The following is a 17,723-nucleotide window of genomic DNA, read 5'->3' on the forward strand; positions in this document are numbered from 1 at the left end:
TCTTAGGCCCCCTGCGGCGCAACGCGCCAGCTGTTGGCATAGACATTCACCCCGGCAGGGTCGAAAACAATGCGGTTCATATCCGGCGAAATCTCGGCACCTTCTTCGGCGATCACGTTGATTTCACTGCCATTAAAGTCAGCACGCACGATCTTGTGGCGGCCCACGTCCTCGATCCGCTTGATCGTGACGGGCAGCCCCGCCGCGCCCGTGGCAAGCCGTGTGAATTCGGGCCGCACGCCCAGTTCGACCTTGCCGTCCAGCGGCGCAAAGCCGTGGCCCAAGGCGATCTCGTGGCCGCCAATGACGGCCTTGTCGCCGGTCACCGTCGCGTCGAGCACATTCATACCGGGCGAGCCGATGAAATAACCAACGAAGGTGTGCTGTGGTGTCTCGAACAGCTCTTGCGGGGTGCCCATCTGCACAACGCGGCCGTCATACATGACGACGACCTTATCCGCAAAGGTCAGCGCCTCTGTCTGGTCGTGGGTCACATAGATCATGGTGTGACCGAATTCATGGTGCAGTGATTTCAACTGCGTGCGCAGCTCCCACTTCATATGGGGGTCGATCACGGTCAGCGGCTCGTCGAACAGCAGCGCGTTCACGTCCTCGCGCACCATCCCCCGCCCGAGCGAGATTTTCTGTTTCGCATCCGCCGTCAGCCCGCGCGCCTTGCGGTTCAGCATGTCTTCCATGCCGATCATCCCCGCGATCTGCTGCACGCGCTCCGCGACATAGGCCGCATCCGCGCCCCGGTTGCGCAGCGGGAACGCCAGATTGTCGCGCACGGTCATCGTGTCATAGACCACCGGAAACTGGAAAACCTGCGCGATGTTGCGCTTGGTCGTGGGGTCGTTGGTCACGTCACGGTCGTTGAACAGGATGCGGCCCTGACTGGGGTGCAGCAGGCCCGAGATGATGTTCAGCAACGTGGATTTCCCGCAGCCCGACGCGCCCAAAAGCGCATAGGCTTCGCCGTCCACCCAATCGTGGTTCAGCTCTTTCAGCGCGAAATCATCTTCGCTGGTGGGGTTGGGCAAATAGGAATGCGCCAGGTTATCAAGGGTGATTTTTGCCATTGGTCCGGTCCTCCCTCAGGCCGCTGCCGCATAGGATGCGGGGGCCACGGATGTGCCGTCTTCGGCAAAGATGTAAACATGTGTCGGGTCAAGATAGACGTTCAGCGGTGCCCCGATCTTGAGGTCTTTGACCCCGTGCACCAGACCGACCCAGTTTTCACCGTGGTGATCAAGGTGGATAAAGGTTTCCGACCCTGTAATCTCGGTCACGTTCAGCTTGCCCGCAAACTCCAGCGCGTCGTCAGACTGCTTGGACAGTTCAAGGTGGTTGGGGCGGAAGCCCGCAACATAGCTGCCATCGGCCACGGTCTTGAAGTTCCCGAAGGTCGCGACCTTGTTGCCATCGCCAAAGGTCAGCGTGTCGCCGGCCTTGGTGATGTTGAGGAAGTTCATCGGCGGGTCAGAGAAGACGCGCGCGGTCGTGGCATCGACGGGCTGGCGGTAGACCACGGGGGTCAGGCCGAATTGCGTGATGCGCCCTTCCCACAATGTGGCGGTGTGCCCGCCCAGCAAAAGCGCCTCTTCCGGTTCGGTCGTGGCATAGACGAAGATCGAGCCTGCTTCTTCAAAGATTTTCGGGATCTCGGCCCGCAGCTCTTCGCGCAGTTTGTAGTCGAGGTTCGCCAGCGGCTCGTCCAGCAGCACCAGCCCCGCGTCCTTGACCAAAGCCCGCGCAAGCGCGCAGCGTTGCTGTTGCCCGCCCGACAGTTCAAGCGGCTTGCGGTCCAGCATCGGCGTCAACTGCATCAGATCGGCGGCCTTGCGCACGGCGCTGTCGATCTCGTCCTTGGATTTGCCCAGCAACCGCATGGGGCTGGCGATGTTGTTGTAGACGGTCATCGACGGGTAGTTGATGAACTGCTGATACACCATCGCCACACCGCGATCCTGAACGCGCATGCCGGTGACATCCTCGCCGTTCCAGATCACCTTGCCGGTGTTGGGCACATCCAGCCCCGCCATCAACCGCATCAGGGAAGTCTTGCCCGCAGATGTCGGCCCCAGCAGCACGTTCATGGTGCCGGACTGCAGCTCAAGATCTGTCGGATGAATATGCGTCTGGCCGTTTACGACCTTGGACACGCCTTGCAAAACGAGCGACATGTTCCTCTCCCCTTCACGCGCCAGTGGCGGCTGTAGTGTTGTCGGCGGGCGTGGCGGTGGTTTCCACCATCCATGCTTCCAACGTGTTCAATTCATCCGCGTCAAGCCGCAGGCCCAGTTTGGACCGGCGCCAGATGATGTCGTCAGCGGTGCGGGCAAATTCCTTGTCGATCAGCCACTTGGCCTCACGCTCGGTCAGGGTCGCACCGAAATCACGCCCCAGATCTGCCGCAGTTTGCGCGTCGCCCAAGACATCAAATGCCTCGCGCCCATAGGCTTTGACCAGACGATCCGCCCAACGATGGGTCAAAAAGCCGTAGCGGTCCTGCAACTCTTGTTTCAACGCCGCCACGCCGTCTACCGGAAAATCGCCGCCAGGCAAGGCGACACCCGCCGTCCAGGGTTTGGCGTCATTGGCGAAATAGGGCTGGATCTTCTCTAGCGCGCTTTCGGCAAGACGGCGGTAGGTGGTGATCTTGCCGCCAAAGACGTTCAGCACCGGCGCACCGGCGGATGTATCGACCTTCAGCACATAATCCCGCGTCGCCGCCGTGGCAGAGCTCGCCCCGTCGTTATACAGCGGGCGCACACCGGAGTAGGTCCAGACGATATCGTCGGTGGTGATCTGCTTTTTCAGGTATTTGGACGCAAAACGCACGAGGTAATCTTGCTCCTCGGGGGTGCAGACCGGCTTTTCGGACACATCCGTGTGGTCGGCATCTGTGGTGCCGATCAGGGTAAAATCCGTCTCGTAAGGAATGGTAAAGATGATGCGCCCGTCTTCGCCTTGGAAGAAGTAGCATTTGTCGTGGTCATAAAGCTTGGGCGTCACGATATGGCTGCCCCGCACCAGCCGCACCCCTTCCGAGGAATTGATGCGCACGGTGTTGCGGATCACGTTTTCCACCCACGGGCCACCGGCGTTGACCAGCATCTTGGCCTGTACCACGCGTTGGGGGCCGCCGTCTTTCGGTTCCAGCGTGACTTGCCACATGCCGTCGACCTGCTCGGCAGAAACAACTTTGGTGCGGGTGTTGATCCGCGCACCACGGGCTTGGGCGTCGCGAGCGTTCAGCACCACCAGACGGCTGTCTTCGATCCAGCAGTCGGAATACTCATAGGCCTTTTCGAACTTGTCCTGTAGCGGTGCCCCCTCGGGGGCCTGCGTCAGATCGACCGCGGTCGTCCCCTTGAGGATCTGCCGCCCGCCCAGATTGTCATACATGAACAGACCCAAGCGGATCAGCCACGCAGGGCGACGCCCCTTCATCCACGGCATGAACACGTTCAGAAGCTTTGAGGTGGGCGTATCCCCCTCGAACCGCATATCCTTATGATAAGGCAGCACAAACCGCATCGGCCAAGAGATGTGCGGCATCGCTTTCAGCAGGGTTTCGCGTTCGATCAACGCCTCGCGGACAAGGCGGACCTCCCAGTATTCCAGATAGCGCAGCCCACCGTGAAACAGCTTGGTCGAGGCCGAGGATGTTGCCGAGGCCAGATCGTTCATCTCTGCCAGCTCGACGGTAAACCCACGGCCCACGGCGTCGCGTGCAATGCCGCAGCCGTTGATCCCTCCGCCGATCACAAAGAGATCGACGCTGTGTTCTGTTTCAAGCTGGCTCAATGAAGCCTCCCCGCATCATTTTCGCGCCTCGCAGCTCGGTTTGCGGGACGTCGTGACAAAAGACACCAAGCCCCTTCGTTTTTCAAGATCGAACGTTCGTTTCTTTTCGTTTTCGACTATAGCCTTGATTTTAGGCGCATTAATCCTTCGCCTGACGCGCATTTCTGCGCCCTACAGACGATATACCACGATTCGCGGCCTTGACGTGCTTCGCTTTCCGTAGATTGTAAGTTTTGGTCGGGCGTGCAGAAATCTTGGGCATCCCCAGCCAAAGACGGGGGGATCTATGTCAAATTTCAGACAGCGCGAGATTTTGGAGCTGGCGCGCAAGGACGGCAAAGTCACCGTCGACGGGCTGGCAGAGGCGTATAATGTCACCGTGCAGACCATCCGCCGCGACCTGTCCGAGCTTGCTGAAAGCGGCAAGCTGGAACGGGTGCATGGCGGCGCGGTGATCCCGTCGGGGGTGGTGAATATCGTCTATGACGAACGCCGCCGCCTGAACGAGGAAGGCAAACGCGCCATCGCCGAACATTGCGCGCAGGCTATACCGCATGGGGCGTCGGTGTTCATGAACATCGGCACCAGTACCGAAGCAGTCGCGCAGGAAATGCTGCATCACGAAAACCTGCTGGTGGTGACGAACAACCTCAACATCGCCAATATCCTCGCCGCTAACCAAAGCTGCGAGATCATCCTGACAGGCGGCGTCTTGCGCCGTGCGGATGGTGGCATGGTGGGCGGGCTGACTGCCGAGATGGTCAAACAGTTCAAGTTCGATTTCTCGGTTCTGGGTTGTTCTGCCATTGATGCGGACGGCGATCTGCTGGATTTCGACGGGCAAGAGGTGCTGGTCAGCCGGTCCGCCATCGGGCGGTCACGCACGGTGATGGTCGTGGCCGACCACCTGAAGTTCCAGCGCAAGGCCCCGCTGACGATCTGTTCGCTGCGCGATGTGAACACGTTGTTCACCGACCACCGCCTGCCCGATGCGCTGAAGGCGGAATGCGCGGGCTGGGGCACCTCGGTTGTGACCACCTGACCCGAGTATGGACTTAACCCCATGAAGCAGCATGACCCGCGCGGCTGGCTTTTTGTCGCCCCCGCCTGCCTCTTGCTGGGGGTGGTCGGGCTGATCCCGCTGGTCACCGTCATCAACTATTCGTTCTTCGAGATTTTCACCCTGCAATCGCGCTTCTGGATCGGCACCGAATGGTTTCGCGACCTGATCACCGCCCCGCGTTTCTGGGCAAGCTTCGGGCGCAGCGCGCTGTTCTCGACCTTCGTGCTGTGCATCCAGATCCCGCTGGGGATCGCGCTGGCCCTGTGCATCCCGCGCGGACGGATCTGGGCGGGGGCGGCCTTGGCTGTGCTGTCGCTGCCGCTGCTCGTACCGTGGAATATGATCCCTGCGCTCTGGCTGAGCCTGATGAACGACGACACAGGTATTTTGGGGCAGTGGCTGGCGGGCTACGGCTGGCCTGCCGCGTGGAAGGACAGCGCCGTGCTGACCTGGGTGGTGATCTTGGCAATGGACACGTGGCACTGGACCAGCCTTGTGGTCATCCTCGCCTATAGCGCGCTGACCACCATCCCCGATCCGCTTTATCAGGCGGCCGCCATCGATGGGGCGCGCCCTTGGCAGGTGTTACGCCACATCCAGCTGCCGCGGTTGCAGCATGTGCTGCTCATGGCGGTGCTGTTGAGGTTCATGGACAGTTTCATGATCTACACCGAGGCCTTTCCGATCAATGCCGGCGGCCCGGCCGAGGCCAGCCTGTTTCTGGCCGTCGATCTGGGCGAGGAGATCAAGGCGTTCAACTACGGCCCCTCGGCCGCGCGGTCGGTGCTATATTTTCTGATCGTGCTGTCGGTCGCATGGGTCTTTACCAAGGTGCAGGCCAAGCTTGACGATCCCAAACCGGGGGTGCCGTGATGATACCGCGTCGGGCATGGCCCGTGATCAAACTGGCGCTGCTGGGGGCGTTCATCCTCTTTACTATCCTGCCGCTGGTGCAGATGACGGTGCTGAGCTTTACCGCGACGCTGTCGCAGGACGGGCTGAGCTTGGGCGAGACGACGCTGCGCAATTATCGCGCCATCTGGGCCGACCCGAGCTTGCGCGCGGCCTTTGGCAATTCAGTCGCCTATGTGCTGATCAATATCGCGATCACCATCCCCGTCGCCCTGCCCGCGGCCTTTGCCTTTGCGCGGCTGTCGTTTCTGGGGGACAAACACCTGTTCTTCAGCTTCATCGCCTTTCGCATCACCCCGCCGGTGGTGCTGACCCTGCCGATCTTCCAGCTTTTCTCGGTGCTTGGCATCGTCAACTCGGTCACCGGCATCGCGCTGGCCCATTGTCTGTTCAACCTGCCGGTATCGATCTGGATTCTACAGGGATTCATCGCCGCCGTCCCGCGCGAGATGGACGAGACGGCGTTCCTTGATGGCTATTCGCGCCCCCGCTATATCTGGAAAATCCTGCTGCCGCAGATCGCGCCCGGCATCGCGGTGACTGCGTTTTTCTGCTTTATGTTCAGCTGGGTAGAAGTCGTCTTTGCCCGCATCCTGACCACCACCAATGGCAAGCCGATCTCTATGGCGCTCAGCGCGATGTTCGGCTTTCAGACGGATATCGGGATGGTCATGGCCTTTACGCTGACCTCTATGTTGCCCGGCGCATTGCTGCTGTTTGCCATGCGCAACCATCTGTCCCGCGGGTTCAAGGTCGGGCGGGTCTAGGGCCGCCCTCCCCTTCAAGGCTACCCCCGTGCCGCCTGACGCGAGGTGCGGCGCGTCACCAGCAAACGGTTGATGAAGGCCAGGACAAAGATCACCGTCAGGATCAACACGATTGTCGGAGCCGGTGCGCTATCCAGAAAGAAGCTGGCGTACACGCCCGCGAACATCGACAACAGGCAGACCAGCACAGATACGATCAGCATCGGGCCAAAGCTGCGCACCACCAGAAAGGCAATCGCCCCCGGTGTGACCAGCAACGCCACCGCAAGGATCAGCCCCGTCGCCGTCAGCGTCGCCACGATGGTCAGCGACAACACCGCCAGCAACCCATAGTGCAAGAACCCCGTGTGCAGCCCACTGGCCTGCGCCTGTGCGGGGTCAAAGGCGTGCAGCAGCAGATCTTTCCACTTGAGCACCAGAAACGCCGTCACAAAGGCCGAGATCAGCCCCGCCGTCCAAAGATCCTGCGCGCCGACGCCCAGCATATTGCCGAACAGCACGTGATCCAGATGCTGGTTCGTGGTGATCGAGGTGTACATGATGATGCCGATCCCGAACATGCCAGAAAAAACGACCCCCATTACGGTGTCCTGTTTGATCCGGCTGTTATAGCTCAGGTATCCGGTCAGCATCGCGCAGGACATGCCCGCGGCAAAGGCCCCTACAATCAGCGGCAGCCCCGTAATCCAGGCCAGCACGACCCCCGGCAGGACCGCATGGCTGACCGCATCGCCCATCAAGGCCCAGCCTTTGAGCACCAGAAAGCATGACAGCAATGCCGTCGGCGGGGCGACCAGCAGGACGATCCAGAAAGCGTTCTGCATGAAGGGAAACTGGAAGGGAAACAGCAACGTCTCGATCATAGGGCCACCCCGTCTCGCAAGGATTTGAGCGCCGCCGCAGCCTTGCGCCGCGCGGCCAGCACACCGTGTTTGGGCGCAAAGACAAAGGCCAGCAGGAAGATCGCGGTTTGCAGCGTGACGATCACCCCGCCTGTCGCCCCGTCCAGAAAATAGCTGGCATAGGCCCCCAGAAAGCTGGTGATCGTGCCGATCAGCACCGATACGATGATCAGCCGCGGGAAACGGTCACAAAGCAGATAGGCCGTCGCCCCCGGTGTCACGACCATGGCGATCACCAGAAAGGCCCCGACGGTCATCATCGCCGCCACCACCGCCGCCGACAGCAGCATGAAGAACACCGCCTTCAACAGCTCGGGCCGCAACCCGATGGAGCGTGCGTGGTTTTCGTCAAAGAAGGTGACCATCAGGTCTTTCCACTTCAGCAGCAGCACGGTCAGACAGACAACCCCGATGATCGCCAGTTGCACGATATCCTGCGGCGCGATGGCAAGGATATTGCCCATAATGATGGTCTGGATGCTGACCGACATGGGCGATAGCGACACCATGAATAGGCCCAGGCCGAAAAATGCGGTAAAGATGATGCCGATGATCACGTCGATCTTCAGCCCCGACCGCCCCGACAGAAACAGCATCGCCCCCGCCGCCATGCCGCCCGCCAGAAACGCGCCAAGCGCAAAGGGCAGCCCCAGCATATAGGCTCCGGCCACACCGGGCACGACAGAATGGCTCAGCGCGTCGCCGATCAGCGACCAGCCCTTGAGCATCAGATAGCACGACAGAAAGGCGCAAACCGCCCCCACCATCGCTGACACCCACATGGCGTTGAACATATAATCATAGCTGAACGGCTCTAGCAGCAGGTCGATCATGTGTCGTCCTCGGAAGTGTCGATGCGTTCGCCGTAATGCACGAAGGGGCGTTCGTCGTCGGTGATGATCCGCAGCTCGCGCCCGTCGTCATCATCGTGCAGGTCTTGCCCCCCGAGGGTAAAGTGCCGCAGCACCCCGCCAAAAGCCGTTTCCAGATTGTCATGGGTAAAGACTGTTTCCGTCGGCCCATAGGCCAGCACCGTGCCCTTGACCAAGACGGTCCGGTCACAGAATTCCGGGACAGAGCCCAGGTTATGCGTCGACACCAGCATCACCCGCCCTTCGTCGCGCAACTCGCGCAGCAGGTCGATGATCTGGTCCTCGGTCTTCACGTCTACGCCGGTAAAGGGTTCGTCCAGCAGGATCACCTGCCCGTTCTGCGCCAAGGCGCGCGCCAGAAAGACACGTTTTCGCTGCCCGCCGGACAGCTCTCCGATCTGGCGATGGCGGAACTCGGTCATGTTGACGCGGCGCAGGGCATCGTCCACCGCCGCATGATCGGCGGCTTTGGGACGGCGCAGGAACCCCATATGCCCATAGCGCCCCATCATTACCACATCCTGCACCAGCACCGGAAAGGCCCAATCGACCTCTTCGGACTGGGGGACATAGGCCACAAGGTTTTCTCGCAACGCCTGTTTGACGGTCTTGCCCAGAAGGGTGATCTGCCCCTGCGCGGCCGGCACAAAGCCCATGATTGCCTTGAACAGCGTGGATTTCCCCGCCCCGTTCACCCCGACCAGCGCCGTGATCGTACCGCGCGGGATCTCGAAGCTGGCATCATAAAGCGCGGTGTGGCCGTTGCGATAGGTCACGGTCACATCGGTGGCCTTGATGCCGATCGTATCGGGCGCAAGCCCGGCATCAGGGGTCGTGGTGGAGGCGGGGTGCATAGGGGTATCCATTTACTTCAGGCCTGCATCCAGCCCGTCCGCGACAGTCTGCGAGGTGACGCGCAGCAAGTCCAGATAGCTTGGCACGGGCCCCTCGGCGGTGCTGAGGCTATCGACATAAAGCACACCACCATAGGCCGCGCCGGTTTCCCGCGCGACCTGCTTTGCAGGCGAGGTGTTCACCGTGCTCTCACAGAAAACGACCGGAATATCATTGTCGCGCACGGAATCGATGACTTTGCGCACCTGCTGCGGCGTGCCGGTCTGGTCGGCGTTCATCGGCCAGAGGTACAGCTCTTTCATCCCGAAATCCCGCGCGAGGTAGCTGAACGCCCCTTCGCAGGTCACCAGCCAACGCTGGTCTTCGGGGATCTGCGCAATCCGGTCCCGCAGGGGCGTGATCGTATCGCGGATTTCCTGTTTGTAGCTTTCGGCATTGGCGGCATAGGTCGCCGCATTGTCAGGGTCGTGTTCGGTAAAAGCTGCCGCGATGTTGTCGACGTAGATCAGCGCGTTATCCAGCCCCATCCAGGCGTGGGGGTTCGGCTTGCCCTCATACTCCCCCTCCCCGATCGAAATCGGCTCCACCCCGTCGGTCAGCGTGGCCGACGGAATATCCCCGAGGTTCGAGATGAACTGCTCGAACCACAGCTCTAGGTTCATGCCGTTCCACAGGATCAGATCGGCATCCACCGCGCCAACGATATCGCGCGGGGTGGGCTCATAGCCGTGGATTTCGGCACCGGGCTTGGTGATCGATACCACCTCTGCCGCATCGCCGCCCACCTGCTGCGCCATATCGGCAAGAACCGTAAAGGTCGTGACGACTTTGAAATCAGCCGCAACCGCAGGCACGCCCGCCATCGCTGCAACACCAAGAACCGGAGCAAAAACCGACGCCAGCACATTCTTTCTCATTCTGTTCCTCCAAGGACCAATGCGTTCGCTAGATGTAAATGCGAATTAGTCGCATATGTCAAACATGCAAATAAGAATAGGTCGCATAAACTTGCGGGCAAGATGAATCTTGCGTAACAAGATGGCAGACGAGAAAGGACATCGGTTTGACCCACAGCGCTGATTACAAGCAATTGCTGCGTGAAGCTGGCCTGCGGGTCACGCCACAGCGTACAACCATCGTATCGCTGCTGTCGGAAACCGACGATCACCCCAATGTCGAAGACCTGTATGAAAAGGCGCGCAGACTGGACGACACCGTGTCTGTCGCCACGGTCTATCGCACGATGTCAGTGCTTGAAAACGCGGGGCTGGTGCGCAAACTGGTGCTGGATGATGCCCCTGCCCGCTACGAGATGATGCCCCACACGGACCACGACCATCTGGTCGATGTCGACAGTGGGGATCTGGTAGAGATTCCAGGGACCGAGATCGCGACGCTGCTGGATCGTGTCGCAGCCGAGATGGGCTACGAGCTGGTCAGCCACCATACGGTCATTCGCGCCCGCAAGCTTTAAGTCTGTGTCTGATCCGCAAGCGATCTGACCATCGCCGCCGCACCGGCCGAGATCGTGCGCAGGATCACCTCGTCCGGGATATCACGGATCAGCCAGTCGCGCATCGGGCCAAAGGCTGACAGGAACACCATCAGATTGGCAACGATATCAAGCCGTTGATCGTCGCTGTGCATCCCCAGACGCGGGGCAAGCTGATCCGCCAGATCCTTCATCACCGCAAACTCGCGCGCGTGCAGGGCGCGGCGGTCTTCGGCCTGCATATGCGGCACGCATCGATAGGCCAGCAGCGTGCCATCCCGTTTCATCGACCAGCTTTCGCGGAAGTATTTCTCGAACGCGTCCTCAAGTGACAGGTTTTCATCCAGCAGGATGATCGGCAGCGTCGACACGTCCTCGCGGAACCACAGCTGGTTCAGCAGGCGGCGCAGGATGTCGTTCTTATTCGCGATATAATCATAGATGCTGGCCTGATTGACGCCCGAGCGCGCACAGATGTCGCGGATCGTGGTGGCGGCAAAGCCTTTTTCAAGAAACAGCGACAAGGCCGCCTCGCAAATCTGTTCGCGGCGGCTTTGGATCAGCGACTGGTTCTGCACGCTGGTAATCTCCGCCTCTGCCAGCATTTGGGTGCGCAGCGCAGACAGCCGATCGCTGCGAATGGCCGTCGTGGATGTGTCGTGCATGGGGCTGTCCTTCATTTGACGTAAATCCTATCGGCTTTCGATATGCGAAACAACCGGCAGCGTGCAGACGCGCCCCACGCAAAACCCCCGCCGGTACGGGGACCGACGGGGGCAGCGTTTTTCCAGCGATGTGGGGCGGGTTTAGTCGCCCAGACCCAAGGCCACAAAGCGCGGGTCACCTGCGCGGCGCACCAACAGCAACAACGACTTGCGGCCGCCGTCTTTGGCCTCGGTGATCCGGTCCTCCAGATCGGTGATGGACAGGATCGGCTGTTGCCCCGCCTCTGTGATGATGTCCCCTACACGCAGGCCTTTCTCGAAGGCTTCCGACATCTCGTCCACCTCGGTCACGGCCAGACCCTCGACTGAATCATCCGCCCCAAGTTCGGTACGCAGATCATCCGTCAGCGGCGTGATCGTCAGACCAAGCACCGACTTTGACGCAGGCGCTTCGGGCTCTGCCTCATCCTCTGGCTCAGAAGCAGACGCCCCTGCCCCTTCGGCATCTTCGCGGCGGCCCAGCTTGACCTTGAGCGTCTGGGATTTCCCCTCGCGCAGGACAGTCACGCGGACCGAGGCCCCGACAGTGCTATTACCCACCTGACGGACCAGACCGCGGGTGTCTTCAACCTCGACCCCTGCAAAGCTGAGGATCACGTCACCGGTTTTCAGGCCCGCATCCTTGGCAGGGCCGTCCGGTACATCGGTGATCAACGCGCCGGACGCTTTGGCAAGCCCCATCGCGTCGGCCACATCCTGAGTAACGTCCTGAATACGCACACCCAACCAGCCGCGACGGGTTTCGCCGAATTCCTTAAGCTGGTTCACAACACGCGTCACAACATTCGACGCCATCGAGAAACCGATCCCGATGGAGCCGCCGTTGGGCGACAGGATCGCGGTGTTCACGCCAATGACTTCGCCATCCATATTGAACAACGGCCCGCCGGAGTTGCCGCGGTTAATGGCAGCGTCCGTCTGGATATAGTCATCATAGGTGCCCGACAAAGCACGGTTGCGCGCCGAGACGATACCGGCCGAGACGGAAAACCCCTGCCCCAGCGGGTTCCCCATGGCCAGCACCCAGTCACCAACGCGGGCGGCATTGCTGTCGCCGAAGCTGACGAACGGCAGCGCACTTGGGGCTTCAACCTTAAGCAGAGCAATATCGGTGTTGGGGTCGGTGCCGATGACTTCGGCCTTCAGTTCAAGGCCAGTGAAAAACTCGATGGTAATCTCGTCCGCGCCTTCGATCACGTGGTTGTTGGTCACGACGAACCCGTCTTCAGAGATAACAAACCCCGACCCAAGCGCCGATGATTTGCGTGGCGCGGGGGCTTCGCCACCATTGTTGCGGTCGCGGAATTCCTTGAAGAAATCCTCGAAGGGGGAGCCTTCGGGCACGATGCCACGGGGGCCGGTGCGCCCTTCAACGGTGGTGGAGGTGGTGATATTCACGACCGACGGGCTGATCTTTTCCGCAAGCGGCGCAAGGCTTTCGGGTTTGGCCAGTGCGACCACGGCCTGCATCAGGACAAAAGCCAGCGCCAGCATACCCATCATCAACCATTTGATCTGGGGCGATATTGCGTCGGTACGCGACAGGGAAACGGCCTTTGGCTGCATTCGTCAACTCCGGTTTTATAAGGGGCGATACACCCCGTTTGTGTGTCCTTGGCAGAGTGCATCTGCAAACCCACTGCTGCAAGGTGAAAGATGGTCATCCTCACGCGCATGTCAACGCGACCCTCGGTTTCTATGCGAAATTGCCGCCCCTTATCCCGTTGATCCTGTGGTCATCCCCCCAAACGAAACAAGGGCCGGCATTTCTGCCAGCCCCTGTTTGAACGTGCACCGTGGATAGGATCAGTTGCCGGTCCCGGTGGTGGTCGCGCGTTGGCTGCGGCTGCCTTCGTCCGACTTGAGATAGTTAAAGAACTCGCTGTCGGGCGACATCACCATGGTAGAATTCTCGCCCTTCAACGCTTGCTCGTAGGCGCTGAGCGAGCGGTAGAATTCAAAGAACTCCGCATCCTTGGAATAGGCTTGCGCGAAGATCTTGTTCCGCTCGGCGTCGGCCTCACCTTCGGTGATACGGGCGTCACGACGGGCTTCCGACAGGATTTCCTCGTAGGTACGATCCGCAAGAGCGGTGACACGTTGCGCCGCCTCGCGGCCACGGGCGCGTTCATCGGTCGCTTCGCGGTCACGTTCAGCGATCATCCGCTGCAGGGTCGCGTCAAAGTTCTGCTCTGGCAGGTTGGTCTGGCGCAAACGCACATCGACCACATCCAGACCAAGCGCCTGCGCACGCGCATCAGAACGTTCGCGGATCTGGTCCATCAGTGCAGAGCGTTCGGGCGACAGGATGGTGTTGGATGTCACCCCCTGCGAGCCCAGAACCGCACGGATCTGACCGTCAAGAATACCGTTCAACTGGATTTCAGCCTGACGGCCACCGTCGGTGCCAAGGGCCTGACGGAACTGGCGCACGCTGTTGATGCGGTACAGCACAAAGGCATCCACTTCGAGACGACGGTCATCGGCGGGGGTGACCTCGATCATCGGCGTTTCAAGCGACAGGATACGGTCGTCGTAGCGGACGACCTCGTCCAGCAGCGGGATTTTGAACCCGATGCCCGCGTCTTCACGCACCTGTTTGATCTGGCCGAAACGCAGCACCAGCGCGCGTTCACGTTCGTCCACGATAAAGATCGACGACAGGGCGACAACGGCTGCGATCACAACCACGGGGATGAGGATATTGAGTTTACGCATCAGTTCGATCCTCGGTTGGAGTTGCGGAGTTCATTGAGCGGCAGGTAAGGCACGACCCCCTGCCCGGTCCCGTCAGAGCCGTTTTCGAGGATAATCTTGTCCACGTCTCCCAGTACTTTCTCCATGGTTTCGATGTACAGACGACGACGGGTCACATCGGGTGCTGCTTCATATTCCTGCAATACCGCTTCAAAGCGGCTTGCCTCACCCACGGCGTCGTTGACCACACGTGCGCGGTAACCTTCGGCGGCTTCCAGCAGACGGGCGGATTCACCACGGGCTTCGGCGGTGCGGCGGTTGGCATAAGCGTCAGCCTGACGTTCCACCCGATCGCGTTCCTGTTCGGCAGCTTGCACGTCGCGGAAGGCGTCGATGACGGATTCTTGCGTCGTGTTGCCATTTGCATCCGTCACGGTGACCGTCTGGCTAGGCGGATCCACCTTGTTGAAGTTGACGCGGATGATGTTGATCCCGGTCTCGCGGTTATCAAGCGTGGTCTGGATCAGCTCGCGCGCGGAGGCTTCGATGGTGGCACGGTCACGGTTGAGGATCGGTGCCAGCTCGGACTGGGCGATGATCTCGCGCATGGCGGATTCAGAAATCGCACGCACCGCCATTTGCGGATCCCGCAGCGAGAACTTGAAGTTCTCGGCGTTCTTTACGTTCCAGACGACCTGAAAATCGATATCGACGATGTTTTCATCCGTGGTCAGCATCAGCCCTTCGTTGTCGTCGCCACCGCGTCCTGCGCCAATGGTTTCGGCGCGGTTGGTGGTCACGTCAAAGACTTCGGCAGTGACAAAAGGCCAAGGGGCAAAGTTCAGACCCTCTGTCCCGATGCCCGAAAACTCCCCAAGGAAAAGCTCGATCGACTGCTGTTCAGGGCGCACGGTATAAAAGCTTGCCATCCCCCAGACGACAGCGGCCGCCACCAGACCCAGACCCACTGTGCCGCGGGTGAACTTGGGGCCTGCGCCGCCCGCATTCCCGCCAGAGCCGCCGGAGTTACGGGTGCCGCCTTTGCCGCCCATGAGGACGCGCAGCTGTTCCTGACCCTTTTTCACTAGATCGTCGATCTCGGGCATCTGACCTTTGTCACCACCCGGACCGCGCCCGCCACCACCGGTGGGCCGCTGCCCTCCGGGCCGGTTGCGGTCGCCACCATTGTTCCCACCGCCTGAGTTTCCTCCGCCGCCCCAAGGACCGCCTGTATTTCCAGCCATTAATTCTTCCCTATGTATGGCCGCTACAGCGGCCCTATCCCAACCGCCTACGCGGTTTTATCTTGTGCAGAGTTGGGCATATTCGCCCGAACTTCAAGCAGTGCGTGTCGGACTGCGCATGGTGACCAGCTCTTCGGACATGGTCGGGTGCACGGCGCAGGTCGCGTCGAATTGCTCTTTTGTCAGCCCCGCCTTCACGGCAATGCCCACCAGCTGGATCAGCTCGCCCGCGTTTGGTGCGACGATGTGGCACCCCAGAACGACGCGTGTTTCCTTGCTGACGATCAGCTTCATCATCACACGTTTGTTCTTTTCGGCAAAGGCCGTTTGCATGGGCCGGAACGACGCCGAGTAAATCTCGACCGGTTCCTGCTCTGCCGCTTGCTCTTCTGTCAGGCCGACGGTGCCGAATTCGGGCTGTGTGAACACGGCCGACGGGATCAGGTCGTGATCCACGGGCGTCGGGTTGCCTCCAAAGACGGTTTGCACAAAGGCCATGCCTTCGCGGATCGCAACAGGTGTCAGGTTCACGCGGTCGGTGACATCGCCGATAGCATAGATCGACGGGACGCCCGACTGGCTGTATTCGTCGACTTCGACCTCATGGCGCCGGCCCAGCGATACGCCGACCTCTTCCAGCCCCATGCCATCGGTATTCGGTGCGCGCCCTGTGGCGAACAGCACCATGTCAAAGACCTTCTCGGCCCCGTTGGAGGCTTTGACCCAGATCGGCCCCTGCGTGCCCGCGCGCGCGTCGCAATTGTTCAGCTCGTTCGATTGTTCAGCCGTGGCCCCCATCGCCGCGTCAGAGTTGCTGGGCATGGTGCCCGCCTCGTGTTCGGATTCCAGCGCCATTTCGACGATGCTGGTGCCGCAGTGGATATCGACGCCTGCATTTGTCATCGATTCAGCGATCAGTCCGCGGGCCTCGTCATCAAAACCGCGCAGGATCTGTGCCGCGCGGTTGTACATCGTCACCTCGACGCCCAAGCCATTCAGGATACAGGCGAATTCACAGCCGATATAGCCGCCACCCACGATCAGGATCGACTTGGGCAGACTTTCGAGATGGAAGATATCGTCCGACACAATCCCAAGCTGGGCGTTCGGCACGTCCGGGCGTACCGGACGGCCGCCGGTGGCCAGCAAGATGTGTTTGGCCGTGCGGGTTTCGCCGTTCGCCAGCTGCACCGTATGCGCGTCCTTGATCGTGGCGCGCTGGTCAAAGGTATCGACGTCCGAATTGGCCAAGAGCTTGCGATAGACGCCTTCCAGCCGGTCCAGTTCAGTGTTCAAACGGGTCTTGAACGCGTGCCAGTCGAAGGTGCCCGGCTTGATGTCCCAGCCAAAGCACTGCGCCTCGTCCACCAGCTCGGCATAACCCGAGGCAAAAACCATCAGCTTTTTCGGCACGCAGCCCCGGATCACGCATGTCCCGCCATAGCGGTCCTCTTCGGCGAGGGCGACTTTGGCCCCGTATTCGCCCGCCGCAACACGCGCCGCGCGCACGCCGCCGGAACCGCCACCAATGACAAAAAGGTCGTAATCAAAATCGCTCATCTGGGCCGGGGCCTTTCTTTGTTAATCGCTCAGGTCGGAGAACAGGTTATCCGTCTCGACAAACTCCATCTTATCGCGATCAACAGTGCCTTCGTTGATGTCGCGCACTTCGACGCGGCCATCGCCATAGCCGATCACCACGGCATCACAGATATCAATGAATAGCCCGTTTTCAACTACGCCCGGCATCTGGTTCATGACCAAGGCCATCTGGCGGGTGTTGCCGATCCGCTTGAGATGCAGGTCAAGGATGTAGTTCCCCTCGTCCGTCACGAAGGGGATGTCGCCGTTCATACGCAGCGTGGAATTGCGCCCCAGCACGTCCATAGACACCAAAGTCTCTTCGACAAGCGCTTGTGTGGTCTGCCAGCCGAAGGGAATAACCTCTACCGGAAGGGGAAATGCGCCCAGTGTTTCGACCTCTTTACCGATGTCGGCAATCACGACCATTTGATCGGAGGCGGTGGCCACGATCTTTTCTTGCAGCAAGGCCCCGCCGCCGCCCTTGATCAGGTTCAGCTCTCCGTCGAACTCGTCCGCGCCATCGATGGTCAGGTCCAGCCACTTGGCTTCATCAAGGCTGATCACCTCGATCCCCACTTCGCGCGCCAGCTGCGCGGTACGGGTCGAGGTGGGCACGCCCTTGATCCGCAAGCCGTCGTCGCGCACCATCTCTCCCAGGCAGCGCACCAGCCACGCAGCGGTAGAGCCGGTGCCCAATCCGACGCGCATTCCGTCTTCTACAAATTGTGCAGCGCGTTTGGCGGCGACAAATTTGGCCTTATCGATGGGTGACAATTCTCCGGTCATGGCAGCGACTC

General features: G+C 60.5%; 17 protein-coding genes. 4 read left to right on the top strand and 13 right to left on the bottom strand.

Going from position 1 to position 17,723, the window contains the following annotated elements; all coding sequences use genetic code 11:
- Positions 1–2: 2 nt before the first annotated feature.
- The 3 genes from ACNQ62_RS06670 to glpD are packed head-to-tail and all read right to left on the bottom strand — an operon-like array spanning position 3 to position 3,813.
- Entirely contained in the window at positions 3–1,082 is a 1,080-nt protein-coding gene (locus ACNQ62_RS06670; protein WP_418094470.1) for an ABC transporter ATP-binding protein, read from the bottom strand.
- A gap of 15 nt (positions 1,083–1,097) precedes the next feature.
- A complete protein-coding gene (locus tag ACNQ62_RS06675; protein ID WP_005852576.1) occupies positions 1,098–2,186 on the bottom strand; it encodes an ABC transporter ATP-binding protein in 1,089 nt (362 codons plus the stop codon).
- A gap of 13 nt (positions 2,187–2,199) precedes the next feature.
- Complete coding sequence (glpD, locus tag ACNQ62_RS06680) at positions 2,200–3,813, bottom strand: glycerol-3-phosphate dehydrogenase (protein WP_418094471.1); 1,614 nt, start codon at positions 3,811–3,813, stop codon at positions 2,200–2,202.
- A 286-nt stretch (positions 3,814–4,099) separates the two neighbouring features.
- Between glpD and ACNQ62_RS06685 the strand changes: the two genes are divergently transcribed.
- From ACNQ62_RS06685 to ACNQ62_RS06695, 3 genes are read left to right on the top strand one after another with little or no spacing between them, the layout of a single operon-like run.
- On the top strand, positions 4,100–4,855 hold the full coding sequence (locus tag ACNQ62_RS06685; RefSeq protein ID WP_418094472.1) for a DeoR/GlpR family DNA-binding transcription regulator: 756 nt from the start codon (positions 4,100–4,102) through the stop codon (positions 4,853–4,855).
- A 21-nt stretch (positions 4,856–4,876) separates the two neighbouring features.
- Positions 4,877–5,749 carry a carbohydrate ABC transporter permease gene (locus tag ACNQ62_RS06690; protein WP_418094473.1) on the top strand — a complete coding sequence of 291 codons (873 nt, stop codon included), beginning with the start codon at positions 4,877–4,879 and terminating at the stop codon, positions 5,747–5,749.
- Positions 5,749–6,555, top strand: coding sequence for a carbohydrate ABC transporter permease (locus tag ACNQ62_RS06695; protein ID WP_418094474.1), 807 nt, complete (start codon positions 5,749–5,751; stop codon positions 6,553–6,555). The genes ACNQ62_RS06690 and ACNQ62_RS06695 overlap by 1 nt, the downstream gene beginning before the upstream one ends.
- Positions 6,556–6,575: 20 nt before the next feature.
- On the opposite strand, the gene ACNQ62_RS06700 is transcribed toward ACNQ62_RS06695, so the two are convergent.
- Genes ACNQ62_RS06700 through ACNQ62_RS06715 form a run of 4 tightly spaced genes read right to left on the bottom strand, consistent with a single transcriptional unit; the run spans position 6,576 to position 10,101 of the window.
- Positions 6,576–7,418, bottom strand: coding sequence for a metal ABC transporter permease (locus tag ACNQ62_RS06700; RefSeq protein ID WP_037943903.1), 843 nt, complete (start codon positions 7,416–7,418; stop codon positions 6,576–6,578).
- Complete coding sequence (locus tag ACNQ62_RS06705; protein ID WP_418094475.1) at positions 7,415–8,290, bottom strand: metal ABC transporter permease; 876 nt, start codon at positions 8,288–8,290, stop codon at positions 7,415–7,417. The genes ACNQ62_RS06700 and ACNQ62_RS06705 overlap by 4 nt, the downstream gene beginning before the upstream one ends.
- Positions 8,287–9,183 (bottom strand): manganese/iron ABC transporter ATP-binding protein, encoded by an 897-nt coding sequence (locus ACNQ62_RS06710; protein WP_418094700.1) that lies wholly within the window; start codon positions 9,181–9,183, stop codon positions 8,287–8,289. The genes ACNQ62_RS06705 and ACNQ62_RS06710 overlap by 4 nt, the downstream gene beginning before the upstream one ends.
- 12 nt (positions 9,184–9,195) lie before the next feature.
- A complete protein-coding gene (locus ACNQ62_RS06715) occupies positions 9,196–10,101 on the bottom strand; it encodes a metal ABC transporter substrate-binding protein (protein ID WP_082896050.1) in 906 nt (301 codons plus the stop codon).
- A gap of 146 nt (positions 10,102–10,247) precedes the next feature.
- Here ACNQ62_RS06715 and ACNQ62_RS06720 point away from each other — a divergent pair, with 146 nt between their 5' ends.
- The gene (locus tag ACNQ62_RS06720; protein ID WP_005852561.1) at positions 10,248–10,658 is read left to right on the top strand and encodes a Fur family transcriptional regulator; all 411 of its coding nucleotides are present in this window, start codon (positions 10,248–10,250) and stop codon (positions 10,656–10,658) included.
- On the opposite strand, the gene ACNQ62_RS06725 is transcribed toward ACNQ62_RS06720, so the two are convergent.
- The 6 genes from ACNQ62_RS06725 to rpiA form a co-directional block, all read right to left on the bottom strand.
- Positions 10,655–11,341 (bottom strand): TetR/AcrR family transcriptional regulator, encoded by a 687-nt coding sequence (locus ACNQ62_RS06725; RefSeq protein WP_235183770.1) that lies wholly within the window; start codon positions 11,339–11,341, stop codon positions 10,655–10,657. The genes ACNQ62_RS06720 and ACNQ62_RS06725 overlap by 4 nt on opposite strands.
- Before the next feature lie 141 nt (positions 11,342–11,482).
- Positions 11,483–12,967 carry a DegQ family serine endoprotease gene (locus ACNQ62_RS06730; protein ID WP_037943900.1) on the bottom strand — a complete coding sequence of 495 codons (1,485 nt, stop codon included), beginning with the start codon at positions 12,965–12,967 and terminating at the stop codon, positions 11,483–11,485.
- A gap of 240 nt (positions 12,968–13,207) precedes the next feature.
- A complete protein-coding gene (gene hflC / locus ACNQ62_RS06735; RefSeq protein ID WP_009826613.1) occupies positions 13,208–14,119 on the bottom strand; it encodes a protease modulator HflC in 912 nt (303 codons plus the stop codon).
- Positions 14,119–15,342, bottom strand: a complete 1,224-nt coding sequence (gene hflK, locus ACNQ62_RS06740) for an FtsH protease activity modulator HflK (protein ID WP_418094476.1) — start codon at positions 15,340–15,342, stop codon at positions 14,119–14,121. Before hflK ends, hflC begins: the two co-directional genes overlap by 1 nt.
- A gap of 93 nt (positions 15,343–15,435) precedes the next feature.
- Positions 15,436–16,902 carry an FAD-dependent oxidoreductase gene (locus ACNQ62_RS06745; RefSeq protein ID WP_005852553.1) on the bottom strand — a complete coding sequence of 489 codons (1,467 nt, stop codon included), beginning with the start codon at positions 16,900–16,902 and terminating at the stop codon, positions 15,436–15,438.
- A 21-nt stretch (positions 16,903–16,923) separates the two neighbouring features.
- The gene (rpiA, locus tag ACNQ62_RS06750) at positions 16,924–17,712 is read right to left on the bottom strand and encodes a ribose-5-phosphate isomerase RpiA (protein ID WP_005852551.1); all 789 of its coding nucleotides are present in this window, start codon (positions 17,710–17,712) and stop codon (positions 16,924–16,926) included.
- Between the last annotated feature and the right edge of the window lie 11 nt (positions 17,713–17,723).

It is taken from the genome of Sulfitobacter sp. SBS6 (genome assembly GCF_048285585.1).
Taxonomy (GTDB): Bacteria; Pseudomonadota; Alphaproteobacteria; order Rhodobacterales; family Rhodobacteraceae; genus Sulfitobacter; species Sulfitobacter pontiacus.